Here is a 25,926-nt window from a genome sequence, read left to right as displayed (position 1 = left end):
CGAATCCGATCGAGCAGCGGAGGCTCGAGCCCGACCGCACGGGCTGAACTGGTGGGGACTTATACCACAGTCGAACCAACCCCGAATCGATGGCGCTAGTACTGCCGAGCGAACTCGTCGTCGAGCAGTTCCTGCCGACGGTGCGGGCCATGCTGGCGACGCGACTCGCCGAGCGAGGAATGACCCAACGAGAGATCGCGACCCACCTCGGCGTCACGCAGGCCGCCGTCAGCAAGTACGTCGGCGGGGAGAGCGGCGGCGACGACCGATTTCGCGACCACCCCGAGACCGTCGCCGCCGTCGACCGCATCGCCGACGGCCTCGCGAGCGACGAGATGGACGGCTACGACGCGCTGACCGAACTGCTCGCGCTGATTCGCGATCTCGAGGACCGGGGTCCGATCTGCGAACTCCACGAGGAGGAGATGCCCGCACTGCGGGGACTGGGCTGTGACCTCTGCGTGCGCGGCCTCGATCCCGACGTCCGGACCGAGCGCGACGTCCTGTCGACCGTGCGGACGGCCGCGCGAACGCTCGCCGCGGTCCCCGAGATGGCGGACTTCGTGCCGAACGTCGGCACCAACATCGGGATGGCGCTGCCCGAGCCCCGCGACGAGACCGACGTCGCCGCGATTCCGGGTCGCATCTACGCGATCGGCGGCCGCATCGAGATTCCCGCCAACCCCGAGTTCGGCGCCTCGAAACACGTCGCGACGGCCGTCCTCGCCGCCACCGACGTCGATCCGGGGATCCGCGGCGCCGTCAACGTGGCCACTGACGACGGCCTCCTCGAGGCTGCTCGAGAGCGCGGGATCGAGCCGCTCGAGTTCGACGCCGACTACGATGACCGCGACGCCCACCTCCGCGAGCGGTTCGCCGAGCGCGGCGACGTTCCCCGCGTGGCTTACCATCGCGGTGCGTTCGGTATCGAACCGGCAACCTACGTCTTCGGGACGGACGCTGGGGATGCGGTCGAGCGGGTTCGAGACCTGGTCACCGAAGCGACGTAGCCGGTGAGGAGATTGCTCGCGGTTCGGTCGGGATCCGAACCTGCTATCGTTCTTCCCGCGTAGGTGGTAATTCATTCTACGGAAATTATTTAGTTGAAGGATTTGTACGAAGATATTATGATCGAACGACGAAGGCAAACGCGACGGCGATGGCTTGGCACATGTGCGGGTGTCGCCGGGATTACCGCCCTCGCGGGTTGTTCCGAGAGCGACGAGACCAGCGGAAATGGCGACGGAACCGAAAACAGCGGGAACGGAAGGGGGTCGCTCGGCGATGACTGGCCGATGTACGGTGTTGACCTGCGGAATACTGCTCATCACCCGAATTCCACGGGACCGGACGGCGACAAACTGACGAAACGATCGCTGCTAGATCGTGAAGGACGAGGTGCCTATCAATCGGCTATCGTCGACGAGACACTGTACGTATCGGGTACGTCGGGACGGATAAAAGCGTTCGACCTCGAGACGGAAGAAGTCCTCTGGGAGGCAGAACGGTCTGGACCGCCGACCGTTTACGACGGAACGGTGTACGGTCCAACTGAGAACAGGAGCGTCTACGGCTACGACGGTGACACCGGTGATCGGTGGAAATCGGATGCCGTCGACTCGATAAGCGGTCTCGGACTACTGCGACCGCTTCCGACCGACCGGGGAATCATCGTTGCGTCTCGAGAATCGATCTGGAATTTTGATCCCGAAACAGGTGCGTACAACGAGGTGCTCGAAATATCAGATCCTGGTCGTGGAACGACTAATTGGCCCGCAATCGACGACGAGACCTTATACATCGGTCACTGGTCAGAATTACATGCGGTAAACCTCGAGACATCCGAGATCAAGTGGACGTTCGAACCCAAAGATGGAGGCGGACTCGTAGACAGTAACCCAGCCGTCGCCGATGGACTGGTCTATCTCGCCAGTTACGATGGGAAACTTCACGCTATCGACGCCGATACCGGTGAGGAGGAGTGGGCAGTCGATACCGTTGCAAACGTCGAGGCGAGTCCCGCCGTTGCGGAGGGAATCGTCTATCTTGGTGAACGGGATCAGGTGCTCGCCGTCGACGCTGCAAGCGGTGATCTCGAGTGGCAGGAAACCGATGCAGTGGCCGGTGAACCCGAGGACATCGTAGTAGCCGACGGAGTAGCGTACGTAACGACCCGATACGGTATTTCGGCGTACGACGCAGCATCCGGAGATCTCGAGTGGGAGTACGTGATACCCGACGAGAGCGATGTCGTATTCAACACGCCCCCCACGATCTCCGACGGAACGATTTACGTCGGGTCGGCAGATGAAACGTGGTATGCAATCGAAGACGCCTAGTTAACAAACGATCTCGAGTTCTGGAAAAACCGTCCGTATCCGGGAATTGGGCTGAGGCTACAGACAGCCTTCCTCTGGTTCGGGGTCCCCCGTAAAATCCGATCCGATATCGCCCCAGAGCGGTGAACAGAGATTGGCCGGTGCGCCCGCCCGTTGATTGTCGCCGACGCCGGGTGCACCCTTTGGAAGAAACTGCGGTGCAGGTACGATGACCAGGATGGTCTGACCGTTCTCATACTTGATTGGATCGATCGACCCCAATTTGTGTTCACCGCCATCAGGGGTTTCGAGCGTGACATCCTTGTCCTCGCGGATGTACGTGGTTGTATCAGTTACTGAAGGATCGCCGCTCGTCGCCTGCACCTCGAAGCGGGCGTACTCGCCTTCGATCTGGATCTCCCAAGCGTCTACCTGCAGGTAGAACAGCGGCGGCCACGGAAGCAGCGGGAAGCCGGGGAGACCGATCTTGTTGTCGTAGGCGGCCCCCATCGGTGCGAAGTCCATATCTTCGTCGATCTCGAGGGGACCGTCACCCGCAGCCCGAACTGCCGGCACTTCTGTCCGGTTGACCGCCACCTGTGAGGAATGATAGGTCGGTGAGCCGTCGACCTCGATGTTGACGTTGTTGAGCACCTCCGGGGTGTCGACGCTCGCACCGCCCTCGTCCTGAAGCAATTCTTCACCGGAGCCCAGAATTTCGTCGAGGAGATCCATCGGTCCATTGATAATCTCGTTCACGTCGTCCAAGAAGTTTCCCAGAAGGTCGTTCATTAGATTCTCCCTTCCCTGAGCGATCTGCTCGTGCTCCGCAGCCATACTGTCGACGTACTTCCGAATATTATCGAAGTAGACCTGACGGGCCTCCATTCGAGCGAGATCGGGAGCGTTCTCGAAGTCGGAAGTCCCGTTGACGTACCGAATTTCTATCCCCCGTACGTGGTTCTCAATTTCTCGCATTGGGCTCTCTGGTGAGGGATTGAGGATATCCATGATCTCGGCCTCGACGGGTTCGATCTCCTTGATGGTCTCGAGGTGGACGTCCCTGAGATCGTTCATAATCCAGGAATGAAGACGACCTCTGTCGTTCGGAGATAGTACCACGTCTTCTCGGTAGCTGGTTTCGTATTTGATCGCGTCTCTGAAGTCGCTGTAGGACTCGATATCGCTCTCTCTGGTCCGGAGCCAGCTCGTTAGATCGGTATCGTCGTCGACCCGTTCCCCGAAGAACGATTCAGTTACGTCGTCGGCCGCATCATCCCAGTTGGTCGCGGTTCCTATGGGACCCGACTGTCCGCCGCTGTTGAGGACGTGGTCAACGCGGTTCGAGCTGACTTCCAGTCCCGGAGCGAACTCTCCGTGGAGTTCGTACGAACCCGTGTACGTGGTGGTCCTAGACTTGCTTTTAGTTAGGTCCGTCGACGAATTCGTGTTCGTGTAGTTCCAGTCTCGCTCCGTGGTGTACCGCATCTCAACCTTGAACTCGAAGGAAACTAGCGATCGATCGAGACTCGTATCCGAGCCGTCTGTGGTCCGTTTCTCGATACTCGCATTGGTATCGATCCTCGACGTCAACTCCCTGGTTTCCTCTATCGTATAGTTCTCTGTGTCGTACTCGTCCGAATCGAGCTCCGGCGGGAGCGGATGCGTACCACCGTCTCTGGTTATAGATCCGTCAACGAACTCCGATCTCACCGTATAGACATCGTCAATTACATCGTTTGTTCCATTTATATTGATAGCGTTCTCCCTGATATCGTCGAACGCTCCGGTTATATCTTGTAAACCGTCTAAATCTCCCTCGTAATCCACTCTGCTTCTCTCACTTTCACCGAAATAGTCTTCGAGATAGTCTTCGGTGAACCTACTTGTTTCGTTCAGCGGACCCCACATATCACTCTTTAGATCATTTTGAGAAAGGTCAGCGTCCATCTCCTGCAGAGCGACGTCGGCAAAGGGATGGCCCTGGATCGTCCCGCTCTTGTCGACGTTATCGAGGAGTCCCATGATTAGCTCCTCGAGAGTCGGCATCGTCGGCAGTTCGCCGTCGGGAGAGACGAGCCCTTCCGCACAGAGGTCGTCGACGCTGCTGACGTTGTCGTCGGGATGGAGTTTGTCGGCGATGCCGTCGAAATCGTACGTGTCCCCGAGATCGAGCGCGCTATCCGAGAGGTCGTACGCCATACAGAGGAACGGACCCGCCATCACGCGGTTCCCGTAATCGTCCTGCGTCCCGAAGACCTCCTGCTGGGCCGTGAACCGCGCGTCGTTGGCCATGACCTCGACGTGATCGTTCGGCGTCACGTTCTCGAACGCCCGATCGCCGGGGTTGCTGACTAAGCGGTCGTAGTACGCCTTCCCCCAGGCGAGCGGCCACAGGCGCTTCGCGAGGTCGTACCCGTACCCGCTGCGGTTCTGGATGCTGTCGATCATCCCCTCGTTCAGGTAGGACTCGTACTCCTCGACGCGGTCGTGGAGTTCCATCATCGTCGTCCCCACCGACACTGTCACGTCGCGAGTCACCGTCGTCTCGACCTCGCCGTCCGCGTCGCGGACCGTGAACTCGACGTCGCTGATCGTCACGTCCATGATTCCGTCCTCCTCCTCGAGTTCGACGTACCCGACCGCGGTTTCCAGCTCGTCGGGATCGGACCAGTCGTCGACCTCGGGGGCCGACACCGCGACGGTCCGGCCCTCGCTGAGTTCCTGCTTGCGGCCCTCGAGGGCCGCGGTGACCTCGGCCATGATCGTCAACCGCGTCTGGTCCCTGAACGCGTCGTCGGGGTCGAGGACGCCGGTCATGTCGGACGCGACGGTCGTCACCGGCGACTGGACGACCGTGTCGGTCGCGCGGACGGTCGCCTGGCGGATCACGCTGGTCGCGTACGCCTCCCCGCGGTCGACGGCCACCTCGGTGCTGTCGTCGATTTCCGGGTTGCTTCTCGTCTGCAGCGTGGCGACGATGGTGACGCTGCTGACGAGCAACAGGACGCCGATGACGGCGAACGGTACTCGTGCGCGGTCGTCGTCTGCGATCGTGATCGTTCGAAGTCGATTGCGTGTCATTCGTTCCAGGTCTGAATCGTGATCGTCACGTCTTCGATGGACAGTGCCTCGAGGACAGTCTCGAGTTTCCGCCGGTCGCGCTCCTCGCCGTCGTATTCGTCGTCGATTTCGGCGAACTCTTCCGCGAACGCTCGCGGGATGTCGGCGCCGATCCACGCGGCGAGCGCGTCGGCGTCCGTGAAGTCGTAGCCGCCCTCCTGCCCGTGGAGAACCCTGCGGTTCGCCGTCTGCGCGTTCGCTCGGTGGCGAACCAGCGGCGGGTGCGTGTCGGGGCTGCGAAACGAGAAATCGCCGACGGTCTCGACCATCGACCGGTAGTGGTACACCTTCAGCTCGCGGTTGATTCCCTGATTCTCGAGGGCGTACTGGGACGTCGCGGGCGGGAAGAAGCCGTCGACGACGGTCTCCCCGATCGCGGCCCCGGCTGCGGCGTACGACTTGTTGTCGGACCCCGTGAGTCCGGGGACGTCGCTCGAGTCGTTAACGTCCGACCAGTGGTCGGCCATATCGTCGATCCATCCGTCCCACCAGTCCTCGGCTGCTATCCAGTTGCTCTCGAGTTCGTCTTCGTCGACGGATTCGAAGCCGCTAGGGACCGTGGTCGTCGTACTGGAGACGTCGGCGTTCGGCGGGGGCCGTTCGCCGGCGGTCGCCGTCCCGTTGATCCGTGCGCCGTCGTACGGCTCCCACTCGGCGATGACGTAGAAGTTCCGTTCGGCGCCCAGCAGGTTCTCCCGGATCGCCCAGTCGACGGCCTCCTCGTACTCGTCGCCGTAGGCGAGGACGGGCTCCCCGTCGATCCGATGGTTCGCCAGTGCGGCGTCGGCCAGCAGCCCGATCGGCGACCCATGATCGGTTCGCCTGTACGTGCTTGCGTCCGTGATCACCGGTTCGTCGAACAGCTCGTCGTCCTCGGTGCGGACGTCTTCGACGCTGTACGTCACGCTGATCGTCGACTCGCTCAGGACCTCCGTCGCGCGGGCCGCCGACAGCCCGTCGTGTTCGCCCGAGTGGCCGACCACGGTCGCGTCGGCGCCCGTCTCGCGGGCGGGGTCGCCAGTCCCGTCGCCGAGGTAGACGCCGAGGATCAGCACGCTCGCGGTGATGAACAGCAACGCCATCCCGACGTCGATGACCGTGCTGACGCCGCGGTCGGCGTTCGAGTTCGATCGTCGCACGGCTACCAGACCTCCACGTGCAGCGTACCGCCGCGAACGTCGGCCGGCGTCACCTCGACCGAGATCGGTCGCGTTTCGATGCCCGAATCGGCCGGTTCGCCCGCTCCGCGGGGCGGCCCGAAGTCGGGGTGGTTCGAGTCGAGTTGGCGTTCGGCGAGGTCGTCGCCCGCGGAATCGAAGTGGGCCGCGGCGAAGACGGTCGGCTCACCGTCGTCGTACGCCCTGATCTCGATGTAGACGTTCAGTCCGTGGGGCAGCGAGTCCGCGTCGATCGCGTCGCGGAGCTTCGCGTCCATCCCGGACTCGTACTCGGAGGCGGGGAAGACGTCGCGCTCCTCGTGCTCGAGGTCGTCCCAGACGTAGTCGATGGCCGTCGACTCGGTCGTCCGGTCGCTCTGCTCGAGGGCGCCGCCGACGTAGACCGCGTACAACCCGACACCGGTGACGAGTGCCATCACGGCGACGAGCGCCGCGATGGGTTCGGTCTGCGCTCTAGACGATAACGAGCGTGACATGGTAGCGATCAGTATCCTCCCTGTGTTCGACGAACGGTGCGGAATCGTCGAACTCGGCGCTGCGTTCGATCTCGTTGTCCCAGGTCACCGTCCCGTCGACACCGAGATCAGTTCCGCTCCAGGTGATGTCCGCTCCTGCTATCCCATCGAAATCCACCGTGTAGCTCAACGGCGGATCGCCGGCGAAGCCAACGTCCGGCGAGGAAATGTCCGAGACGACGATACTCCCGTCCCCGAACCGGAACGACCGATCCTCGCTGTACGACAGGTCGGAACCGGTCGTGTAGGTCCCGTCGAGATTGAGTTCGACCGTCCTCCCGGATACGCCGTCGTACGAGAGGGTGACTTCACGGACGTTGTCGAATCGCGAGGTCTCAGTCACCTCGAGGGTCGCCGACTCGTACTCGTTCTCGACCTCGTCGCCGTCCGGGTCGACGCTGACCTGCCGCACGACCAGCTCGCCGCTGGCGGTCATCGGTTCCCCGCTGTTCTTCTCGTATGCGGTTTCCAACTCCCCCAGAAACGCCTGCACGGCGTGGGTATCTTCGTCGTCCAGTTCGTCGGCGTACTCCGCTTCGAACGCGGCGCCGCGAGCGATGTTTTCCAACCTGTCGGAGTCGTTGACAGGCACGACGACGGCGTCGTACTCTGCACTGGCGTGAGACGTGCCGTGCTCGTTTTCCATCTCGATCGTCGGTCCATCGATGACGACCGTCTCGGCCTCGTACGCCCAGGTCGCGCTGGCTTCGGTGGGACTGCTCGCGACCGACTCGATCGCGTTCGCTGCCTGGTTCGAATCGGGGGGTGGTCCCGTCGGTAACCCGAAGACGACGCCGGCGACGGCGACGCTAACGATCGACACCGCCAGGAACACGTACCAGGCGTCGACGGGTGCCTCCCAGTCCATGACCCGATTGGCCTCCCTATCCCATTTAAATTCACACACGCGATGGGCGGAGGATCGTGCGTTGGACGGACCAACGCGACGGGCCGATTCGCTGTCGACGCCCGCGGCTCGAGGACGCAATGTGGACTCGAGAACGACGGAAATGAAGTTCGACCGCCGACTTTACGCCGAGGGGTCTGACGTCAGAAGCCGACGACGACCCGATACGGGATGCCGATCGCGAAAATAGCGATCAGTGCGGTCGTCGCGAGGACGACCGGGAGTGGCAGCATCTTCTCGTCGAATTCGAATATCGACTCGAGCATACCCCTCGTTTCGTCGGTCCCCATGTAACTCCTTTGTTCGTCGCGAGTCTCGTGGTGACACTGACGCCCACCCTCGAGGCCGTCGAGCGATTCGCATCGGGGAGCGCAGTCGCTGTCGAGTCGCGAACGAACGGCGGAAAACGAAACGAACGGGCGTCGAATCCGAACTTAGACCATGCTCTCGAAGTCCTCGAGCGAGTAGGACGGCTCGGCGCCGCGTCGGTCGAGGACCTCGTTGGCGAGCAGCCAGTAGACGACCGACAGGGCCTTGCGACCCTTGTTGTTCGTCGGGACGACGAGGTCGACGTTACTGACCTGGTTGTTCGAGTCGCACATCGCGATGACCGGGATGCCGACCGTGATGGCCTCCTTGACGGCCTGCGCGTCGCCGATCGGGTCGGTGACGACGAGCACGTCCGGCTCGATGTAGCCGTCGTACTTCGGGTTCGTCAGCGTGCCCGGGATGAAGCGGCCGGTGCGGGCGCGGGCGCCCACGGCCTCGGCGAACTTCTCCGCCGGGAACCGACCGTACTGGCGACTCGAGGTGACGAGGATCTGCTCGGGGCTGTAGTTCGCGAGGAAATCCGCGGCCGTGCGGATGCGGCCGTCGGTCTTCGCGACGTCGAGCACGTAGAGCCCGTCGGTCCGGACGCGGTGGATGAACCGCTCCATATCATTGGTCTTCTGCTGGGTACCGATGTGGACGCCGGCGCCCAGATAATCCTCGACGGGGATGAGGAGGTCGGCCTCCTCGTCGCCCATGACGTCGTCGTCGAGCGTCGGGCCCTCGTCTTCGGGTTCCGGTTCTGCCTCGGCGTCGGGTTCTCCCTCGGCGTCGGCGGGCTGTTCGTCTACTGGCTCGACGTCCTCCTCGGCGGCGGGGCCAGCCCCTTCGGCTGGCTCCTCGTCGATTTCTTCTTCGGCGGCGTCGAGCCCTTCCTGGGATGCGTTGTCGTCTGTCATGTCGCGTCGTCTGCGATTCTGATGAGCTCGTTGAGCTTCGCGGTTCGCTCGCCGCCGACGGCGCCCGTCTTGATGTACGGGGCGTCGGTCGCCACGGCGAGGTGTGCGATCGTCGCGTCCTCGGTCTCGCCCGAGCGGTGGGAGACGACCGAGTCGTAGCCGTTCTTCGTCGCGAGTTCGATCGCGTCGAACGCGTCCGTCAGCGTCCCGATCTGGTTCGGCTTGATCAGGATGCTGTTGGCCGCGCCGCGATCGATGCCCTCGACGAGCCGATCCGTGTTGGTGACGAACAGGTCGTCACCGCAGATCAGCGTCTGATCGCCGACTTCGTCCGTGAGGTCGGCGAAGGCGTCGTAATCGTCCTCGTCGAGGGGATCCTCGACGTAGACGAGGTCGTACTCGCGAACGAGGTCCGCGATGTACTCGATCTGCTCGGCCGTATCGCGGCTCGCGTCGCTGTACTCGTACGTTCCCGACTCGGCGTCGTACAGCTCGGCGCCGGCGACGTCGAGACCGAACGCGATCTCGAAGCCGACCTCGTCTCGGACCCGCGAGACCGCCTCGTCGACGATCTCGAAGGCCTCGCCGTCGTCGATCGACGGCGCCCACGCGCCCTCGTCACCCTTGCCGCAGGGGAGGTCGCGCTCCTCGAGCAGGTCGGCGACGGCCTCGTGAACGGCGGCGTTGGCGAAGACGGCGTCTTCGACGCTGGGCGCGCCGACGGGTGCGGCCAGAAACTCCTGGATGTCCGTCGCGTCGGCGGCGTGTTCGCCGCCGCCGACGACGTTACCCAGCGGAATCGGGAAGTTGTCGCCCCGGAACGTGCCGCCCAGATGCTGGAAGAGCGGGGCGCCGAGCACGTCGGCACCCGCCTTCGCGGCGGCCATCGAGATGGCGACCGCGCTGTTGGCGCCGATCTCCGAGAAGTCGTCGGTGCCGTCCGCGACGTGGAGCGCGGCGTCAACGTCGCGCTGATTGCCCGCGTACACTTCGCCGACGAGCCGTGGAACGGCGCGTTCCCGGGCCGCGGCGATCGCTTCGCTCGGCGGTCGTTCGACGGCCTCGTACTCGCCGGTGCTGGCCCCGCTGGGTGCCGCGGCGCGGCCGAAGCCGCCGCTCTCGGTCACGACATCGGCCTCGACCGTCGGATTCCCTCGCGAGTCGAGGATCCGACGCAGCCGGATGTCGGTGATGAGCGTCATTTCCGGTCGTACCCCCGCTTGACGGTAAACGGCAGCACGCCGGCGTCGTACTCCTCCGCGGCGACGAGGATCGGTTGGGTCTGCTCGGTCTCGATCAACACCGGCGCGCCGTAGGAGACCTGCAACGCTCGAGCGCCAAGGATGCGTGCCTTCTCGTAGCGGTTGTGCTGTTGTTGTTCCATGGTTACTGGTACGGGGAGACGATGTCGACGAGGTCAGTGTGACTGACGAGCATGCGCCGACAGCAGTAGCGCTCGACGCCGAGTTCGTCGAGGACTTCTTGGGGGTCCTCGTCGCCCTCGTTGGCTCGCTCGTCGAACTCCTCCCAGTGTTTGGCGACGACGTTGCCACAGGTGAAACACCGGACCGGTACCATCATGATTGAATCACCTTAGCGGTAGGACTTCTGGTAGCGCGCCCGAGCGCCCGGGCCGCCCCACTTCTTCGGTTCGGACTGGCGAACGTCGTTGACCAGCAGCGAGCGGTCGAACTCCATGTAGGCGTCGCGGAGTTCGGCGTCGTTGGTGTGCTGGACGATGCCGCGGGCGATGGCGGTGCGGACGGCGTCTGCCTGCCCGCTGATGCCGCCACCCTCGACGCGGACGTCGATGTCCATCTCGCTGCGAAGGTCCTCGCCGGCGATGCGGAACGGCTCGAGCATCTTGAGCCGGGCCATCTCCGGTTCGACCAGTTCGACAGGCTTGGAGTCGATTCGGACGCGACCCTCGCCCTCGCGGACGGTGGCGCGGGCGACGGCCGTCTTCTTCTTGCCGCTCGTGTTGGTTACCATGTGACGTTAGCACCGAGTTGGTCGGAGACTTCGCCCAGGTGGACGAAGCGGATGTTCGACAGGCGATCCAGCGACGTCCCCTCGAGGATCTGCGCCTCGCGGTCGTCGTCGTCCGCGTAGGGGTTGCCGACGTAGACGCGGACGTTGTCCAGCGCCTCGCGACCGCGGGTCTTCTTGTAGGGAAGCATCCCGCGAACGGAGCGCTTGAAGATCGTGTCCGGTCGCTTCGGGTAGTACGGACCGCTGTCGGATCCCAGCTGGAGTCGCGTGCGGTAGGTGTCGAAGATGTCCTCCTTGTCGCCGGTGATGACGGCGTCCTCGGCGTTGACGATCGCGACGCGCTCGCCGTCGAGCGCGCGCTGGGACACTTCGCTGGCGACGCGACCGAGAATGCAGTCGCGGGCGTCGACGACGACGTCCGCGTCGAATTCCGCGATACTCATCGAATCACCCGCACGTTGGATCCGTCGGGGTTTGCTTCGAGCGCTTGCTCGAGCGATACCGGTTCGCCGACCTGTTCGATCTTCGTCTCTGCGGACGAAGAGAAGTTGACGGCGGCGACCGTGACGTTTTTCTGTAGTGCGCCGGAGCCCAGCACTTTGCCGGGGACGACGACAGTCTCTTCTTCGCGCGCGTATCGCTCGATACGGCCCAGGTTTACCTCAGCGTGGGTACGCCGGGGCTTCTCGAGTCGATCCGCGACGTCTCGCCAGACGTCGGCGTCCGTCTCTCGGGACGTCGACTTCAAGTCGGCGATGAGATCGGTGAGCCTCGGATTGGTTTTGCTACTCATTGTTTCCTCCAAATACGGTGAGATCGGTGAGACGAGGAACTGTCCCACCGGTCGTGGAATCGAATTCGTGTGCCGAACGGGTGAGTCGAAACGTCGGCCGCGAACGGTCGGCGTTTCGACGATCGGTTCGGCGTTCGAGAAGTGGATGCAGGGAGCAGGATTTGAACCTGCGGACTCCTACGAGACAGCGCCCTGAACGCTGCGCCGTTGGCCTAACTTGGCTATCCCTGCTCGCACTCCCGTTTACCCGTCGCCCCTTCAAACCCCTTTCGATTCCAGCAGGTGAGTGCGTGCCGGTCTCGTCGCTCACGGCGCCGGCAAACGCGGTCTCGCCTCGAGGGGTGGGGCGTGGGGACATGTCTATAGCTGTACTGCTTCTTCGAGATCGGTCGCGCGGCTCTCGATCGAATCGGCGGCCCGCGTGACCAGCTCTTCGACGCTAAAGGAGCCGTCCGTCTCCACGTGGAAGACGAACGCGTTGGAAACGTCCTCGACGGTGACCTCCTTGCCCGGATACCGGTTCGAGAGGTCGTGGTCGAACTCGCTCGTGGGAACGAGTTCGCCGTCGTCTTCGACGACGCCGCGAACGATCTGTGACTCCTCCTCTTCGAACTCGGCTACGTCGCCGACGACCTCCACGCGCTGGAGGTGTCGGTAGCCGACGGCCACGCCGCCCTGATGTTTGGCGTGGTCCTTCCCGCGGTCGACGATGGCGTCGGCCTCGGCCTCGAGGCGCTGATCGTCCTTGAGGTCGATGATCGGGACGTCGTCCTCGGCGGGCTGGACGAGGTCGTCCGCGGAGACCAGGTCGCCTGAGTAGGCGGTGGCCGGTCCTTCGACGTCGATCGAGAGCGTGACGGTTTCGTCCTCGCCGAACTCGCCCTCCGGCGGGGTCGTCAGCGGGACGAGCCCGAGTCGCAAGGCGAGTTGCTCGTCGAACATGACCGACGAGTTCTCGATGAACCGGACGGTGTCGATGGCCATCGTCGGCACGTCGGCGAGCATCGCTCGTCGGATGCCGTTGGCGAATCCGGGGGTGACGCCCCGAACGAGGAATCGCGCCTCGCGTTCCCCGCGTTCGACGAACTCGACGTCGTACTCCTCACTCATGATCTAGTAGCCGCCCTTGCCTTTGGGTGCGCGCGATCCGTCGTGGGGGATCGGCGTGACGTCCTCGATGCGCCCGATCTCGATGCCCGAACGGGCGAGCGCGCGGATCGTCGCCTGCGCGCCGGGACCGGGGGACTTCTGGAGGTTACCGCCGGGGCCACGGACTCGCACGTGGAGTCCGGTGATGCCGGCCGCTTTGACCTCCTCGGCGACGGACTCGGCCATCTGCATGGCCGCGTACGGCGACGCCTCGTCGCGGTTCTGCTTGACCGCGGTCCCGCCGGAGGACTTGGCGATCGTCTCCGCGCCCGTGAGGTCGGTCACGGTCATGACGGTGTTGTTGAACGATGCGTGTACGTGGGCGATGCCCCATTTGTCGTCGTCCTGACTCATGTTATTGACCCTCCGCTCGTTCCGGGTGGAGATCGTCCGCGAGTGGGCTGTTCTCGTCGAACGCGACGAGATCCTCCTCGTCGACGTCGACGACGTACGACGGCACGCTGTGGCGCTGGCCGTCGACCACGATGTGCCCGTGGATGATGAACTGGCGCGCCTGCGGGGTCGTGTTGGCCAGTCCCTTGCGGTAGACAACCGTCTGGAGCCGACGCTCGAGGATGTCCTCGATCTCGAGCGACAGGATGTCGCCGAGTTCGTCGGTCTCGTCGAGGATGCCGACGCGCTTGAGCCGTCCGAGGAACTCCTCGGAGCGGCGCTGGACGGTCTCGTCGCCCTGGGCCTGGCCGAGCAGTTCGCGGGCCTCGCGCCGGTAGGAGCGAAGTTCGGACTGGGCCCGCCAGAGCTCTTCCTTGTTCGAAAGTCCGTAGCGGTCGACCAGCGAGTGTTCGCTCGCGATGCGCTCACCCTGGTAGGGGTGGTTCGGCGTCTCGTATTGTTTGGTGTCAGTGCCGAGTGGCATTATTCACCCTCGTCCTCTTCTTCGGCGGCGGCCTCTTCGGCCTGTTCTTCGCGGATCTCTTCGACGTTGACTCCGATGGTGCCCTCCGTTCGGCCGGTGGACTTGGTTCGCTGACCGCGAACCTTCTGGCCCCGCTTGTGGCGGACGCCCTTGTAGGAGTCGATCATCTTCATCCGGTTGATGTCGTGCTGTCGAGTCAACTGGAGATCGTTGCCGATCTCGTGGGTCGTTTCGCCGCTGTAGAAGTCGTCCTGACGGTTGTTGAGCCAGTCGGGGACTTCGTCGGCGTAGTTCTCGACGACCTCGACGACCGTCTCGATGACGTCGTCGTCGAGTCGACCGAACGTCGCGGTTCGGTCGACGCCCGCTTCGTCGGCGATGAGTCGGGCGGTCCGTCGACCGATCCCGTTCATCTCCGACAGCGAGCGCTCGACGGACTTCGTCCCATCGAGGTCCGTCTGCCCGATGCGGACGAAGTACCGGAGATCTTCGTCGTTCTGTTGTTCTTGAGGTTCTTCCTCGCTCATGTGTCGTGTATCTGTGTCTGGTGTGCGCGCGGTGCAAACGACTGGCGAACTGACGCCAGGGAATGCTACTGACGAGGAGTCGCCAGCGTATCCGACGTTGTGGCGGGGATTTGAACCCCGGAGGCTTGACGCCACATGGTTAGCAACCATGCGCCTTGGGCCGCTTGGCTACCACAACACCGTGTCCATATCGTCGCCCTTCCGGACTCGGGGACCGCGTCCCCTACACGTATCGCACCCGAACCTACCGGCGACGGGTACTTAAGCGCAACGAAAGGGTCCCAAATCGAATCGCACTCCAATAGGTTGTATTCCGATCGTCCGCACTCCGATCGTTCGAACCGTCGACCGGGGCGACCCGTCGGCCGAGGTGGCCCGTTCCGCGCGCTCCGTCGAGTCGTGGGCCGGTCCGCGAACTGGATTCTCATCCTTTAAGTTGATCCGATAAAAACTAACAACTATTCATGAATTTGTCCGAAGCCGAATCCCGGTTCGAGCATCGGGCGATAGAACTCGATACGCTGGCCGAAATGTTCGAGCGCAGCGTCGAGCGAAACGGTGACACCGCAGCCCAGCAGTACAAGGGCGGCATCTACGACCGGTCGCTGGCCGGCGACGGAGCCGAGACGCCAATCGAACCCGCGCCGGACGGGGAGTTCGCGTCGATCACCTACGACGAGATGGGGCACCTCGTCCGTCGAATCGCGGCCGGCTTCCGCGACCTCGGGATCACCGACGGCGAGCGCGTTGGGATGTTCGCGGACACGCGCATGGAGTGGGCGCTCTCTGACTTCGGAATCCTCGCCGCCGGTGGCGTCGTGACCACCGTCTACAAGAGTTCCTCGCCGGACCAGATCCGGTACCTGCTCGACGACCCCGGCGCCTCCGGCGTCGTCGTCGAAAACGAGAACCTCCTCGAGAAGGTCCTCACGGTCGAGGACGACCTCGACCTCGAGTTCGTCGTCGTCTTCGACGAACTCGAGCGCGACGAGCACGCCGCCCGCGACGATATCCTCACGCTCGCCGACCTCTACCGGCGCGGCGCCGCGGCGTTCGACCGCGAGGCGTACGACTCGTGGCTCGAGGCCCGCGACGTCGACGATCTGGCGAGCCTGATCTACACCAGCGGGACGACGGGGCAGCCCAAGGGCGTGACGCTGACCCACCGGAACCTGCGGTCGAACGTCAACCAGCTCTACCGGCGGTACGGCCCGCGACCGGACAAGGGTGAGGACGACCCGTCGGTCACGGCCGACTCGACCGCCCTCACCTTCCTCCCGTTGGCCCACGTCTTCGAGCGAACGGCGGGGCACTTCATGCGGTTCGCGGCCGGCGCCTGCGTCGCCTACGCCGAGAGCCCCGACACGTTCGCCGAGGACCTCGCCGTAGTCGAGGCCGACAGCACGACGAGCGTCCCGCGGGTCTACGAGAAGCTCTACGACGGCATCCGCGAGAGCGCCGCCGAGGACGAGGACCGGAAGGAGGCCCTCGAGTGGGCCTTCGACGTGGCCCGGCGGTACAACGAGGCGGACGACCCCGACGCGGAACTCGAGTCCGAACTCGCGGACGCGGACGAACTCGTCTTCGCGACGATCCGCGAGAAGCTCGGCGGGAACATCGAGTTCATGGTCAGCGGCGGCGGGAGCCTCTCGCCGGAGCTCTGCGAACTCTTCCACACGATGGGCCTGCCCATCCTCGAGGGATACGGCATGACCGAGGCCGCGCCGGTCGTCGCGACGAACCCGCCGAGCGATCCGCGCATCGACACCGTCGGGCCCGTGCTCACGGGCGTCGAGACGAAACTCGACAGTTCCGTCGTCCGCGAGGCGGACTTCGACGACGAGGGCGAGGTCGGTGAACTGCTGCTCAAGGGCCCCAACGTGACCGAGGGGTACTGGGAGAAGCCCAGCGCGACCGATCGCGCCTTCACGGAAGATGGGTGGTTCCGCACCGGCGACATCGTCCACGAGCGGCCCGACGGCTACCTCGAGTTCCGCGAGCGCACGAAGCAACTGATCGTGCTCTCGACGGGGAAGAACGTCGCGCCCGGCCCGCTCGAGGACGCCTTCGTCTCGACCGACGTCGTCGAGCAGGCGATGGTCGTCGGCGACGGCGAGAAGTTCGTCGGCGCCCTGCTCGTTCCGAACGTCGAGGGGCTCGCCGACCGGGCCGAGCGCGAGGGCGTCTCGCTGCCCGACGACATCGAGTCACTGGTCGAAAACGAGTGGGTCCTCGAGGAGGTCGAAGCCACCGTCGACGAGGTCAACGAGGGCTTCGAGTCCTACGAGACGATCAAGGAGTTCCGGCTGGTCCCCGAGGGCTTCACCGAGGAGAACGACCTCATGACGCCGACGATGAAGAAGAAGCGCTCGAAGATCGAAGACCGCTACGAACACCTCGTCGAGGAGATCTACGCGGGCGACAAAGTCGAAGCGAGTTCGGACTGAATCGACGTCGCGAATTCGGACTGAGTCTCCGTCGTCCGTTCTATCGATCGCTGGCCGTCTCGAGTTCGAGCGTCAGTCCGCCGCCCGCTCGACCTCGAGGTACTCGTCGTTCAGTACCCACTCGCCGTCGCCGTTCTTGATCATGTACTCGCCGTAGTAGGGCACCCGGTTCGCGACGACCTCGCGGTACGCCTCCCGAATTTCGGGCTTCGTCATCTCGCCCATCGACTTGAGGTCGTCGTTGCGGTTCAGACAGCCCTTCAGGCAGCCCTCGTGGGTGACCCGGACGCGGTGGCAGTTCGCGCAGAAGGTGGGGTTCTCGACGGGGTCGACGATTTCGACCATTCCGCCCCCGGTCTCCTCGGTTCCGCCGATCCAGTAACGCTTGCGGTCGTGCATCTCGCGGTGTTCGATCTCGTCGGCCTGCTCGGCCAGCCAGTCGTGAACCCGCTGGATGTCGACGTTCCACTCCGGTTTGCCCGTCAGTTCGGGCATGTACTCGATCAACTGCAGTTGAAGGCCGTCGTTTTCGGCGACGTGGTCGACCATCTCCGGCACGTAGCCCGCGGTGTGTTCGAAGACGACCATGTTGAGTTTGACCGGGTCCAGTCCGGCCTCGAGCGCGGCCTCGACGCCCTCGAGGACCTTCTCGTAGGCGCCGCTCTTGGTGATCTCGGCGAAGTCCTGCGGGTCCAGCGCGTCCTGAGAGACGTTGACGCGCTCGAGGCCGGCGTCGACGAGATCGGGGGCGCGTCCCGGGAGGAAGGTCCCGTTGGTCGTCAGGGAAACCTCCATCGAATCGGGCGTGCGTTCGATGATCTCTTCGAGGTCCTGCCGGAGCATCGGCTCGCCGCCGGTGAACTTCACCGCGTCCACGTCGAACTCGGCGGCGACCTCGAGGAAGCGAACGACGTCGTCGGTCGACATCTCGTCGTCCTGCGGATCCATCGGGCCGCGCGTGTCACCCAGCCCCTCGTTGTGGCAGTAGACGCAGTCGAAATTACACCGATCGGTGAGGGAGACGCGAACCCCAGTTACCTCCCGCCCGAAGTCGTCGGTGAGCATGCTACTGAGTTGCAGTCGGATCCGCTTAAACGCGCCGGGTATTTCCACCGGTGGTAACCGATTTCGGTTGCGCTTCGAGGACGTCGCCGGGGCGACTCGTCGGCGGAAGACCTACCCGGCCCACGGCCGAACGTGGCCGCATGGACGAGGACATGCTCGAGGACCAGCGGCGGCTGGTCGAACTCATCGAGAGCGAGGGCTGGGACGTGACCGACCTCGAGATTTCGGCCTACGACAGCCCGTGGGCCGACGAGGACGACCCCGAGGCGACGGTAACGATCACGGCGCGAAAGCCCTACGAGAGCGAGGGGGACGACGGAGACGGCGAAGACGACGATGACGAGAATCCGTATCGCCTAAAGTAACCGATAGCGGGACACAGCGCGCGCCATGGGACTATAGGAGTCGAGATCACCCCTTGATGTTACAGACGGGGAACGTCCGCGCGACCTTGTCGCCGATGCCGAGTTCGTCGGAGACGCGGACGACCTCGTCGACGTCCTTGTAGACGCCCGGCGCCTCCTCGGCGACCGTCGAACCCGACTGGGCCTTGACGTAGATCCGATCCTGCTCCTCGAGTTCCTGCTGGACGTCGCCGCCCCAGAACTCGTCTTTGGCCTGCGTACGGCTCATCAGCCGGCCCGCACCGTGGGCCGTCGAGCCGAACGTGAGGTCCATGGAGTTTTCGCCGCCCCGGAGGACGTAGCTCCCGGTGCCCATGCTGCCGGGGATGATCACCGGCTGGCCGACATCGCGGTACGCTTTCGGTACTTCGGGATGACCCGCGGGGAACGCGCGGGTCGCACCCTTGCGGTGGACGTAGAGTTCGCGCTCGTCGCCGTCGCCCACGGCGTGCGTTTCCTTCTTCGCGATGTTGTGGGCCACGTCGTACAGCAGGTGCATGTCCATCTCCTCCCAGGAGCGGTCGAAGACGCGCTCGAAGACCTGCCGCGTGCGGTGCATGATCAGCTGGCGGTTGACCCACGCGAAGTTGATCGCCGCGTTCATCGCGCCGTAGTAGTCCTCGGCGAGCTGCGAGCCCGAGGGTGCGGCCGCGAGTTCCTTGTCGGGCAACTGGTCCAGCAGGCCCTGGTGTTGCTGCTCGATCTTCCGCAGGTAGTCGTTGCACGTCTGGTGACCCAGCCCGCGAGAGCCGCAGTGAATCAGGACGACGATCTGGTCCTCCTCGAGCCCGTAGGCCTCGCCCACATCGCCGTCGAAGACGTCCGTGACGCGCTGGACCTCGAGGAAGTGGTTGCCCGACCCGAGCGAGCCGATCTGGTTCTTCCCGCGATCCTTTGCCTTCTGGCTGACCTTGCTGGCATCGGCGCCCTCGCGCATCCCCTCGTCCTCGCAGTGAAGCAGGTCCTCCTCGACGGCGTGGCCGTGCTCGAGGGCCCAGTCGACGCCGCGCTCGAGGATCTCCTCGACGGTGTCGACGCCGGCTTCGACGATGCCGCCGCCGCCCAGACCCGACGGCACGTTGGCGAACAGCGAGTCGACGAGTTCCTCCTCGCGGCCCTGCAACTCGTCGTAGGTGAGGTTCGTCCGCATCATCCGGACGCCGCAGTTCGATACGACGAATCCGTTTCCGACGAAATTGTGGGCGTCGTGTGTCACGCCAATATCGTATACCGTCCGTTCACCGGCAGGTTCGATGGAGCGAACCTGGGCGGGAATCGTGAGGTCGTCGCCGACGGAAACCGGCTCACAGTACTCTTCGAATCCGGGGAAATCGGCGGGTGGCCGCGGTCGTCCCGTACGCTCGCTCCAGATACTTCGTTCGATGAATCGCTCGTTGATATCGAACTCGGATTTGATATCGGCGGCAGTCGTTCCGCCGTCAGCCATTGCTTTCGCTTCCGTAGCGATCTCTACTCGCCGATCGATCACCGCCTCTTTCCGCTTGAGGTACTGGAGCGCTTTGATAGATTTTCGCCGCTTCTCCTGGTTGTACCGATAGCCAACTGTCGAGAAGAACTGAACGAGGTTCGCAGAGTCGTTTTTGATCCCGAGGCGAAGTCTGATCGTCTCCCGATCGGTGCTCGAGTCGGTTTCGAACCGCTCGATCTCGTTCGTTTCGATACCGAGATCGGCGAGGAACGAGGCCAGATCCGCCATGAATTCCTCGCCAGCGTCCGCGACGTCGGTTATCCGTGTCTGCGACACCTTCGGACAGTACAGGTTCTTGTCGTGCTGGGCCGCAGGGGCGTTCATTTCGGCCCCAAAGTACGCCGAGACGTACAGCGCTTTCTGCCAGTTCGTCAGTCGATCGAAGTACCACGGTGTCGTGAAGTCCGATTCGATCTTCCGTCCGTCGGGTGCTCCCAGCGCGAGCAGCGCTTTCTGGAAGGCCTTCGAGGTCGATCGGGCGCTGTACTCCGTCGTTTCGAACGTCTTTCCGTCGATATCGTGCGATCGGTCTCGTTCGTAGATTTTCGAGGGTGTGAATCCGACCGCTTCGATGTCGTCCTGAATCGATTCGAGATCCTCGGGATCTCCGTAGAACCACGTCTGTCCGCCGGCTCCGATCGCGCCGTCTCCGGTGTGGAACCCGACGAGTTTGAGGAAGCGGTTGAACGCGTCGTCGGTCGATTTCAGCGGGAGGAGATCGCGCTCTTCCAGTGCACGAATGAGTTGCGGATTCTCGTCCGCGAAGTCGTCCTGGCTGAGGACCGTGAACTCCTCAGGTTCTTCGTCCGGGACGCCGCGGAACGGCTGGAGGAGAACCTCGTCGCCTTCGGTGAGCTCCTCGAGCGGCAGCATCCCGTCCGGCGTTCGGAACGGGTGATCCGCTGTCGCGGAGATCCGATCGCCGGTCTCCGTCCCTACTTCGTACACCGTCGCGTTCTCGCGCTCGGTGAACAGCCGAATTTCCGAGGGCGTGAGACGGTCGCTGGCGACCATCGCGTTCTCCTCCTCGAATCGGTCCTCAAGGTTCTCGATCGGAAGCCGGCGACCGTGCTCGAGGAGTACCTCCGTTTCTCCAGTGAGGCAGTTGATGTCGTAGCCGACCGCTCCCGGCGAAATACAGCCGTTTTCGGCGTCCAGTGCCCCGACCCCGCCGACGGGGAAGCCGTAGCCCTGGTGACCGTCGGGCATACAGATCGCGTAGTTGGTGATTCCGGGGAGGTGGGTCGTGTTCGTGAGTTGCTCGAGCGTCTTGTCCTCTGTAATCTGCTCGAGCAACGCTTCGCTGGCCAGCACCCGCGCCGGCACGCGCATGTCGCCCTCCTGCGGAATCTCCCAGACGTACTCGCGTACCCGCTCGAGCGTGATGCCGTCGGCGTCGAAGGTGGTCATACTCGAGCGTCGGGCGCCATCGATGAAAGATGTTCGTCTCTCCGTCGGCTTCGGGAGTCGTCACCAGCCAATCACCGCCGACGGCGTCGGGTCGCACGAACGGACCGTCCGGTCGCAAACGTGGGACTAATATGCCTTTGCGGGGAGTGCGTCTGTCCGACCGCCGGCGTCAAACGTCGAAGACGACGTACGCCTCCCAGCTCGTGTCGTCCTCGCGGCGCTCGAGTCGCATCTCCGAGTAGGTCACGGCCTTCACCTCGCGCGCGTCGACGTCGGCCAGTGGGACGCCGCGGGCGCTGGCCTCGAGGGACCACGCGTCGGGTTCGGCTGCATCGGGTGTGGCTCCGTCGGGTTCGGCTCCATCAGGCTCGGATCCGTCGGTATCGCCGTCCGGCCCCTCGATGGACTCGACGAGGTGGTCGACGGGGAGTGCCGCGCGGACGTCCCGCAGGTAGATCAGTTCGTCCAGGTAATCGAACAGCAGAGCCTCGCGGCCTTCCGCGGTCACCGAGAACGAGAACCGGTCGCCGGTTCCGTCGGGAATCTCGTCGCACGACGCGGCCGCGAGGCCGTCGGCGACGGCGGCGAAGACGGCCTCGAGCGAGTCGCCGTCGGCCGCGACCGCGACGTCGGCGGTGTGATCCCGCAGTTCGAAGCGACGGTCCGGCGCTGGCGTCATGGTCGCGAACGAGTTCGACCGCCGGCGTCGTATGCCCGTCGGTTTCGCGACGGTTCGCATGGCCCGTTCGGGGGGCCGGTACGCGGAGTCGGTTCTCGGAGCCGGTACGCGGAGCCGGTCTCGAGTCACGGTGGGATCGGTTCGAGCCACTGCCCGATGGCTGCGTCTCGAGACGCCGGCGCGTCCCGCCGCCGGACGACTGCAGACAGTCCGCTCGTCTGACGTTACGTCTTCTCGACTGCCGGTGGAATTATATTGACGACGGTGGTAGACCCTGGCAGTGAGCGTCAATATCGACAGTCGGGTCGTCGCGCCGGGGAGCGACGACTACGTCGACGAAGCCTGGCACCTCAAGGAGGAGATCAACAGTCAGGAAGGCGTGCTCAAGCAGCGGTACGACTTCTTTACCGACGCGTATCGCCGCTCGAAGGTCCACTGTTACGTTCAGGACGGGGAACTGATCGGGTTCGCCGCCGTCCGGCGGGACGGCTACATCCTCTTTCTGGCGGTCTCGCCGGGGTTTCGGGGAGAAGGGGTCGGCAAGAAACTCATCGCGCGGGTCGCCGAAGACCACGACTCGATCACGTGTCACGCCCGAACGAGCAACGAGAACGCCCTCCAGTTCTACGAACACCTCGGGTTCGAGATCAAACGCCGCATCGACGACTACTACGAAGACGGCGGCGACGCCTACTACCTGAAACTCGGTTCCGACGTCGGCATCACCGACAAGATCTCGGAACTGATGCGTCGCTGATCGGCCCTCGAGTAGCAGTCGCCTCCGTTCCCGATCAGCGTCGGCGCTCGGCCGTTGTCCCGCTCGTTCTCCGCTTCCGCCTCGAGGTCGGCCACTCCGGGCGCGGAACAGGGTGTAGTCGCTGCTCAGTTGAGGCGTCTGCTCCCGGACGCGATCGTGTCGACGCCGGGACTGTAGAAGTGAACGGGCTCGGTATCCGGCGTCGCGAACCCGTTGGCTCGAAAGAGCGAGTCAGGTTCGATCTCGACGTCGACGTCGTACAGCGACCACGGCTCGTGATCGATGGTGGCGTAGCGAAGCGTTCCGTCCGGGGCTTCGGTGTAGTAGCGGTAGCGCTCCGCGAGGAACGCGGCGAGGGTGTCCGGTTCGGCGGCATACTGGCCCCCACTCGGTTCGTACGTCGCGTCGAACTGCACCGGTCTGGCACCGGGATGGCGGCGGCGACTCGAGAACCGAACGCGGCCGCGTTCGACGGTGAGATCGATACTGGCGTAGTAGTACGGGAGGTGGTGGAAGAGGCGTGCACCGAGCACCCCTAGGATCCCGTCGGCGTCGAGGGAGAAGAAGTAGACTCCCGGCTCGCCGTCGGACGCCACGTAGGTTCGGAGGTTGAGTTCGGGGAGGGAGAATCCCGCCCCCGGGGGGAGTCTCTTCGGCCGGATGTCGACGTTCGTAAACGGAACGGCCGAGAGCCACGCCCGGCCGTCGTACGTCTCGAGTTCGAGCGCGTCCGGGAGGTGCGGTTCGACCACGGACGGATCGACCGGCCAGTTGGCGAAGAGGACGTGGCGCCAGCCCATGTGAAGCGATCCGAGCATTCGTTCGCGCTAGCAGACGATTGGCGCCCGGAAATAGCTCCGCTGGGGGTCGAACTTTCGGCAGGATTATACGCCCCCACCCCCGACTACTCGAGTCGTATGGAGGAGCGAACGAGGGCCTACCTGCGGGGGCGGTTCCGCGACCACTACCGACGGACGGAGATCACGCCGCCGCCCGCGGCCAACGAGCGCGAGTGGGGATTCATCCCGTGGACGGAGGGACCCGACACGACGATGGTCCGCCACCGTTCGCTGCTCGAACTGGGCGACCTCTCGGAGTTCCTCGTCCGAAAACGCCCGCGCCACGTCTACTTCTCGGCCGGCCGGTTTCGCGACCCCGGCGCGAGTTCGATGAGCGCCAAGGACTGGCAGTCCGCGGATCTGGTCTTCGACCTGGACGCCGACCACCTGCCCAGCGTGACCCTCGGCGAGGACACGTACGCCGAGATGCTCGCGAAGTGCAAGGGCGCACTCTTCCGACTGCTCGAGTTCCTCGAGGACGATTTCGGCTTCGAGGACCTCGAGATCGTCTTCTCGGGCGGGCGGGGGTATCACGTCCACGTGCGCGACGAGAACGTGCTCCACTTCGACCGGGAGCACCGCCGGGAGGTCGTCGACTACGTCCGCGGCATCGGCCTCGAGTTCGACGAACTGATCGACACCGAGACCGTCGCGGGACTCGGACGCAAAACGCCGACCGAGCGCCGAACGCTCGAGATCGAGGGGGGCTGGGGCAAACGCACCCACGCCCATTTGATGACGTTCGTCGACGACCTCCTCGAGATGGACGAAGAGGCGGCCTTAGAGCGCCTCCAGGAGTTCGACGGCATCGGCGAGGGGAAGGCGCAGGCGACGCTCAACGCCGCGCGGAACAACCGCCAGCAGCTCGCGGCGGGCAACGTGACGGTCCACACCGCCGTTTCCCAGCTCGCCGAGCGGTTCGCCGAGCGCGCGGTCGAGCGGGACAACGCGCCGATCGACGAACCCGTCACCACCGACACGAACCGGCTCATCCGCCTGCCGGGGAGCCTCCACGGCGGCAGCGGCCTCGAAACGGTCCGCCTCGCGCGCGACGAGATCGAGGCCTTCGACCCGCTGGTCGACGCCGTCCCGGACACGTTCCGGGGCCACGAGGTCACCGTCGACGTAACCGACGGCGGTGAGATCGAACTCGGGGGGGATAGCTTTACGGTCTCGGAGGGAGACCAGTCAGTACCGGAGTACGTTGCCGTGTTCCTGATGGCACGCGGCAGGGCGGAGAAGGAGAAGGAGTGAGAACGAACAGATGAACTTAGACGAGTTACGTTCGGTCCAGAGCAAGGAGCGTCAGAAGGACAGCCTCCAGAATCTGCGCCCCTCGTTCTACCAGGAGGTCGGCGAGTACATCGCCGACCTCGAGGACGAGCGCGACCGCGTCGCCGAGGGGGCAGACGACCCCTTCTCCTCGCCCGAAGTCGGTCGGCTGACCGACGAGATCGAGACCGCCAAGGACGTCGTCGAAGCCATCTACGAGCGTCGGATGGGCAAACTCGTCAAGCAGGCGAGCCTCGCCGCTGCGGGGATGCCAGCCGACGACGAGGGCCTCACGGCGGAAGAGGCCGACCTCTTCGACGACCTCGTCGACCGTATCAGTTCGAACAAATCGCGCGTCCTCGACGTCCTCGAGGGGATCGAGACCGAGGCCGCGACTGGCGGCGGTGCCATCGGCGGGGCCGATGACCCGGCGGGAGCGGGGACCGACCCCGACCCCGAACTCGCCGGTGGGCCTCGAGAGGCCACGGACCCGGCCGGACCCGACTCGAGTCCCGCGCCAGACGCGGATCCAGCGGCCGCCGATCCGATCGAGGACGGGACAGACGACGCGCCCCCGGCGCCGCCCCAGGCACCGCCGGCTGACGCCGATTCCGGCGCCGCTACCGGAACCGAACCCGGATCGAGCGACTCGAGCGGCGTGACGCCGGCCGACGTTATGGGCGGCGACGGGCCGGATCTCGACGACGAAACCGCCGGAGAGTCGCCGGAGGCCTCGGATACTACACCTGCCGATTCCGAACCCGACGCGGCGGCCGACGGCGCTGCCGAGACCGATATCGACCGCGTCACCGTCCGGATCACGCGCGACGTCGGCTCGATTCTCGGCGTCGACGACCGCGAATACAGCCTCTCGAGCGACGACATCGTCACCCTCCCCGAGCAGAACGCCGACCCGCTGCTCGAGCAGGAGGCGGCCGAACCGCTCGAGTAGATTC

The 25,926-nt window shown here is 64.4% G+C and carries 27 protein-coding genes, 2 tRNA genes and 1 pseudogene; 7 read left to right on the top strand and 23 right to left on the bottom strand.

Features of this window, described 5'->3' with window-relative positions:
- Positions 1-89 precede the first annotated feature (89 nt).
- On the top strand, positions 90-1,010 hold the full coding sequence (locus tag J0X25_RS37645; protein WP_207288982.1) for a thiamine-phosphate synthase family protein: 921 nt from the start codon (positions 90-92) through the stop codon (positions 1,008-1,010).
- Between the two features lie 117 nt (positions 1,011-1,127).
- The gene (locus tag J0X25_RS37640; RefSeq protein WP_207288981.1) at positions 1,128-2,339 is read left to right on the top strand and encodes an outer membrane protein assembly factor BamB family protein; all 1,212 of its coding nucleotides are present in this window, start codon (positions 1,128-1,130) and stop codon (positions 2,337-2,339) included.
- A gap of 57 nt (positions 2,340-2,396) precedes the next feature.
- Here J0X25_RS37640 and J0X25_RS37635 read toward each other — a convergent pair whose 3' ends face one another.
- The 18 genes from J0X25_RS37635 to J0X25_RS37555 all read right to left on the bottom strand — a co-directional run bounded on the left by J0X25_RS37635 (position 2,397) and on the right by J0X25_RS37555 (position 14,786).
- The gene (locus J0X25_RS37635) at positions 2,397-5,402 is read right to left on the bottom strand and encodes a DUF7286 family protein (protein WP_207288980.1); all 3,006 of its coding nucleotides are present in this window, start codon (positions 5,400-5,402) and stop codon (positions 2,397-2,399) included.
- On the bottom strand, positions 5,399-6,580 hold the full coding sequence (locus J0X25_RS37630; protein ID WP_225896702.1) for a DUF7284 family protein: 1,182 nt from the start codon (positions 6,578-6,580) through the stop codon (positions 5,399-5,401). Before J0X25_RS37630 ends, J0X25_RS37635 begins: the two co-directional genes overlap by 4 nt.
- A 2-nt stretch (positions 6,581-6,582) precedes the next feature.
- On the bottom strand, positions 6,583-7,035 hold the full coding sequence (locus J0X25_RS37625; RefSeq protein ID WP_225896701.1) for a DUF7285 family protein: 453 nt from the start codon (positions 7,033-7,035) through the stop codon (positions 6,583-6,585).
- 37 nt (positions 7,036-7,072) lie between these two features.
- Positions 7,073-8,002 carry a DUF7283 family protein gene (locus J0X25_RS37620; RefSeq protein ID WP_207288978.1) on the bottom strand — a complete coding sequence of 310 codons (930 nt, stop codon included), beginning with the start codon at positions 8,000-8,002 and terminating at the stop codon, positions 7,073-7,075.
- A 182-nt stretch (positions 8,003-8,184) separates the two neighbouring features.
- Entirely contained in the window at positions 8,185-8,307 is a 123-nt protein-coding gene (locus tag J0X25_RS39875; RefSeq protein ID WP_284145170.1) for a hypothetical protein, read from the bottom strand.
- Positions 8,308-8,475: 168 nt separating this feature from the next.
- Positions 8,476-9,270 carry a 30S ribosomal protein S2 gene (rpsB, locus tag J0X25_RS37615; RefSeq protein ID WP_207288977.1) on the bottom strand — a complete coding sequence of 265 codons (795 nt, stop codon included), beginning with the start codon at positions 9,268-9,270 and terminating at the stop codon, positions 8,476-8,478.
- Complete coding sequence (gene eno / locus J0X25_RS37610) at positions 9,267-10,472, bottom strand: phosphopyruvate hydratase (RefSeq protein WP_207288976.1); 1,206 nt, start codon at positions 10,470-10,472, stop codon at positions 9,267-9,269. The genes rpsB and eno overlap by 4 nt, the downstream gene beginning before the upstream one ends.
- On the bottom strand, positions 10,469-10,654 hold the full coding sequence (locus J0X25_RS37605; RefSeq protein WP_207288975.1) for a DNA-directed RNA polymerase subunit K: 186 nt from the start codon (positions 10,652-10,654) through the stop codon (positions 10,469-10,471). The genes eno and J0X25_RS37605 overlap by 4 nt, the downstream gene beginning before the upstream one ends.
- Positions 10,655-10,656: 2 nt before the next feature.
- Entirely contained in the window at positions 10,657-10,851 is a 195-nt protein-coding gene (locus tag J0X25_RS37600; protein ID WP_207288974.1) for a DNA-directed RNA polymerase subunit N, read from the bottom strand.
- 12 nt (positions 10,852-10,863) lie between these two features.
- Positions 10,864-11,262 (bottom strand): 30S ribosomal protein S9, encoded by a 399-nt coding sequence (locus J0X25_RS37595; protein WP_207288973.1) that lies wholly within the window; start codon positions 11,260-11,262, stop codon positions 10,864-10,866.
- Entirely contained in the window at positions 11,256-11,705 is a 450-nt protein-coding gene (locus J0X25_RS37590; protein ID WP_207288972.1) for a 50S ribosomal protein L13, read from the bottom strand. The genes J0X25_RS37595 and J0X25_RS37590 overlap by 7 nt, the downstream gene beginning before the upstream one ends.
- Positions 11,702-12,055 (bottom strand): 50S ribosomal protein L18e, encoded by a 354-nt coding sequence (locus tag J0X25_RS37585; protein ID WP_207290951.1) that lies wholly within the window; start codon positions 12,053-12,055, stop codon positions 11,702-11,704. The genes J0X25_RS37590 and J0X25_RS37585 overlap by 4 nt, the downstream gene beginning before the upstream one ends.
- Positions 12,056-12,201: 146 nt before the next feature.
- Positions 12,202-12,286 (bottom strand) — tRNA-Leu (locus J0X25_RS37580).
- 129 nt (positions 12,287-12,415) lie between these two features.
- Positions 12,416-13,165, bottom strand: a complete 750-nt coding sequence (locus J0X25_RS37575; protein WP_207288971.1) for a DNA-directed RNA polymerase subunit D — start codon at positions 13,163-13,165, stop codon at positions 12,416-12,418.
- A gap of 3 nt (positions 13,166-13,168) precedes the next feature.
- Positions 13,169-13,558, bottom strand: a complete 390-nt coding sequence (locus J0X25_RS37570) for a 30S ribosomal protein S11 (protein WP_066295959.1) — start codon at positions 13,556-13,558, stop codon at positions 13,169-13,171.
- Between the two features lies 1 nt (position 13,559).
- On the bottom strand, positions 13,560-14,081 hold the full coding sequence (locus J0X25_RS37565) for a 30S ribosomal protein S4 (protein ID WP_207288970.1): 522 nt from the start codon (positions 14,079-14,081) through the stop codon (positions 13,560-13,562).
- A complete protein-coding gene (locus J0X25_RS37560) occupies positions 14,081-14,608 on the bottom strand; it encodes a 30S ribosomal protein S13 (RefSeq protein WP_207288969.1) in 528 nt (175 codons plus the stop codon). Before J0X25_RS37560 ends, J0X25_RS37565 begins: the two co-directional genes overlap by 1 nt.
- A 95-nt stretch (positions 14,609-14,703) precedes the next feature.
- Positions 14,704-14,786: transfer RNA gene (locus tag J0X25_RS37555), tRNA-Ser, on the bottom strand.
- A gap of 286 nt (positions 14,787-15,072) precedes the next feature.
- Between J0X25_RS37555 and J0X25_RS37550 the strand changes: the two genes are divergently transcribed.
- Entirely contained in the window at positions 15,073-17,055 is a 1,983-nt protein-coding gene (locus J0X25_RS37550) for an AMP-dependent synthetase/ligase (RefSeq protein WP_207288968.1), read from the top strand.
- Between the two features lie 72 nt (positions 17,056-17,127).
- Here J0X25_RS37550 and moaA read toward each other — a convergent pair whose 3' ends face one another.
- On the bottom strand, positions 17,128-18,120 hold the full coding sequence (gene moaA / locus J0X25_RS37545; protein ID WP_207288967.1) for a GTP 3',8-cyclase MoaA: 993 nt from the start codon (positions 18,118-18,120) through the stop codon (positions 17,128-17,130).
- A gap of 140 nt (positions 18,121-18,260) precedes the next feature.
- Between moaA and J0X25_RS37540 the strand changes: the two genes are divergently transcribed.
- A complete protein-coding gene (locus J0X25_RS37540; RefSeq protein WP_207288966.1) occupies positions 18,261-18,485 on the top strand; it encodes a hypothetical protein in 225 nt (74 codons plus the stop codon).
- A gap of 46 nt (positions 18,486-18,531) precedes the next feature.
- Here J0X25_RS37540 and J0X25_RS37535 read toward each other — a convergent pair whose 3' ends face one another.
- From J0X25_RS37535 to J0X25_RS37530, 3 genes and pseudogenes are all read right to left on the bottom strand, one after another.
- A complete protein-coding gene (locus J0X25_RS37535; protein WP_345778480.1) occupies positions 18,532-21,123 on the bottom strand; it encodes an RtcB family protein in 2,592 nt (863 codons plus the stop codon).
- Positions 21,115-21,423 (bottom strand): annotated as a pseudogene (locus J0X25_RS39925) (RtcB family protein); the annotation flags it as partial. The gene J0X25_RS37535 and the pseudogene J0X25_RS39925, both read right to left, overlap by 9 nt.
- Before the next feature lie 169 nt (positions 21,424-21,592).
- Positions 21,593-22,102 carry an archease gene (locus J0X25_RS37530; protein ID WP_207288964.1) on the bottom strand — a complete coding sequence of 170 codons (510 nt, stop codon included), beginning with the start codon at positions 22,100-22,102 and terminating at the stop codon, positions 21,593-21,595.
- A gap of 280 nt (positions 22,103-22,382) precedes the next feature.
- Between J0X25_RS37530 and J0X25_RS37525 the strand changes: the two genes are divergently transcribed.
- Positions 22,383-22,859: a GNAT family N-acetyltransferase gene (locus J0X25_RS37525; RefSeq protein WP_207288963.1), complete on the top strand. Its 477-nt coding sequence runs from the start codon at positions 22,383-22,385 to the stop codon at positions 22,857-22,859.
- A gap of 125 nt (positions 22,860-22,984) precedes the next feature.
- On the opposite strand, the gene J0X25_RS37520 is transcribed toward J0X25_RS37525, so the two are convergent.
- A complete protein-coding gene (locus J0X25_RS37520; RefSeq protein ID WP_207288962.1) occupies positions 22,985-23,677 on the bottom strand; it encodes a YqjF family protein in 693 nt (230 codons plus the stop codon).
- Between the two features lie 99 nt (positions 23,678-23,776).
- On the opposite strand from J0X25_RS37520, the gene priS reads away from it, so the two are divergent.
- The gene (gene priS / locus J0X25_RS37515) at positions 23,777-24,952 is read left to right on the top strand and encodes a DNA primase small subunit PriS (RefSeq protein WP_207288961.1); all 1,176 of its coding nucleotides are present in this window, start codon (positions 23,777-23,779) and stop codon (positions 24,950-24,952) included.
- A gap of 10 nt (positions 24,953-24,962) precedes the next feature.
- Positions 24,963-25,922 (top strand): DNA replication complex subunit Gins51, encoded by a 960-nt coding sequence (locus J0X25_RS37510; RefSeq protein ID WP_207288960.1) that lies wholly within the window; start codon positions 24,963-24,965, stop codon positions 25,920-25,922.
- Positions 25,923-25,926 lie beyond the last annotated feature (4 nt).

Origin of the sequence: Haloterrigena alkaliphila (genome assembly GCF_017352155.2) — an archaeon.
GTDB classification, from domain to species: Archaea; Halobacteriota; Halobacteria; order Halobacteriales; family Natrialbaceae; genus Haloterrigena; species Haloterrigena alkaliphila.
Note: the sequence above shows the minus strand (reverse complement) of the source record. Positions and strands in the feature narration are given on the sequence as shown.

Coding starts and splice junctions, on each gene's coding strand:
- moaA (WP_207288967.1), bottom strand. CDS start 18,120: ATGCTCACCGACGACTTCGGGCGGGAGGTAACTGGGGTTCGCGTCTCC.
- J0X25_RS37510 (WP_207288960.1), top strand. CDS start 24,963: ATGAACTTAGACGAGTTACGTTCGGTCCAGAGCAAGGAGCGTCAGAAG.
- J0X25_RS37520 (WP_207288962.1), bottom strand. CDS start 23,677: ATGCTCGGATCGCTTCACATGGGCTGGCGCCACGTCCTCTTCGCCAAC.
- eno (WP_207288976.1), bottom strand. CDS start 10,472: ATGACGCTCATCACCGACATCCGGCTGCGTCGGATCCTCGACTCGCGA.
- J0X25_RS37600 (WP_207288974.1), bottom strand. CDS start 10,851: ATGATGGTACCGGTCCGGTGTTTCACCTGTGGCAACGTCGTCGCCAAA.
- priS (WP_207288961.1), top strand. CDS start 23,777: ATGGAGGAGCGAACGAGGGCCTACCTGCGGGGGCGGTTCCGCGACCAC.
- J0X25_RS37645 (WP_207288982.1), top strand. CDS start 90: ATGGCGCTAGTACTGCCGAGCGAACTCGTCGTCGAGCAGTTCCTGCCG.
- J0X25_RS37620 (WP_207288978.1), bottom strand. CDS start 8,002: ATGGACTGGGAGGCACCCGTCGACGCCTGGTACGTGTTCCTGGCGGTG.
- J0X25_RS39875 (WP_284145170.1), bottom strand. CDS start 8,307: ATGCTCGAGTCGATATTCGAATTCGACGAGAAGATGCTGCCACTCCCG.
- J0X25_RS37635 (WP_207288980.1), bottom strand. CDS start 5,402: ATGACACGCAATCGACTTCGAACGATCACGATCGCAGACGACGACCGC.
- J0X25_RS37570 (WP_066295959.1), bottom strand. CDS start 13,558: ATGAGTCAGGACGACGACAAATGGGGCATCGCCCACGTACACGCATCG.
- J0X25_RS37565 (WP_207288970.1), bottom strand. CDS start 14,081: ATGCCACTCGGCACTGACACCAAACAATACGAGACGCCGAACCACCCC.
- J0X25_RS37585 (WP_207290951.1), bottom strand. CDS start 12,055: ATGAGTAGCAAAACCAATCCGAGGCTCACCGATCTCATCGCCGACTTG.
- rpsB (WP_207288977.1), bottom strand. CDS start 9,270: ATGACAGACGACAACGCATCCCAGGAAGGGCTCGACGCCGCCGAAGAA.
- J0X25_RS37625 (WP_225896701.1), bottom strand. CDS start 7,035: ATGGCACTCGTCACCGGTGTCGGGTTGTACGCGGTCTACGTCGGCGGC.
- J0X25_RS37605 (WP_207288975.1), bottom strand. CDS start 10,654: ATGGAACAACAACAGCACAACCGCTACGAGAAGGCACGCATCCTTGGC.
- J0X25_RS37595 (WP_207288973.1), bottom strand. CDS start 11,262: ATGGTAACCAACACGAGCGGCAAGAAGAAGACGGCCGTCGCCCGCGCC.
- J0X25_RS37560 (WP_207288969.1), bottom strand. CDS start 14,608: ATGAGCGAGGAAGAACCTCAAGAACAACAGAACGACGAAGATCTCCGG.
- J0X25_RS37640 (WP_207288981.1), top strand. CDS start 1,128: ATGATCGAACGACGAAGGCAAACGCGACGGCGATGGCTTGGCACATGT.
- J0X25_RS37575 (WP_207288971.1), bottom strand. CDS start 13,165: ATGAGTGAGGAGTACGACGTCGAGTTCGTCGAACGCGGGGAACGCGAG.
- J0X25_RS37550 (WP_207288968.1), top strand. CDS start 15,073: ATGAATTTGTCCGAAGCCGAATCCCGGTTCGAGCATCGGGCGATAGAA.
- J0X25_RS37540 (WP_207288966.1), top strand. CDS start 18,261: ATGGACGAGGACATGCTCGAGGACCAGCGGCGGCTGGTCGAACTCATC.
- J0X25_RS37530 (WP_207288964.1), bottom strand. CDS start 22,102: ATGACGCCAGCGCCGGACCGTCGCTTCGAACTGCGGGATCACACCGCC.
- J0X25_RS37590 (WP_207288972.1), bottom strand. CDS start 11,705: ATGAGTATCGCGGAATTCGACGCGGACGTCGTCGTCGACGCCCGCGAC.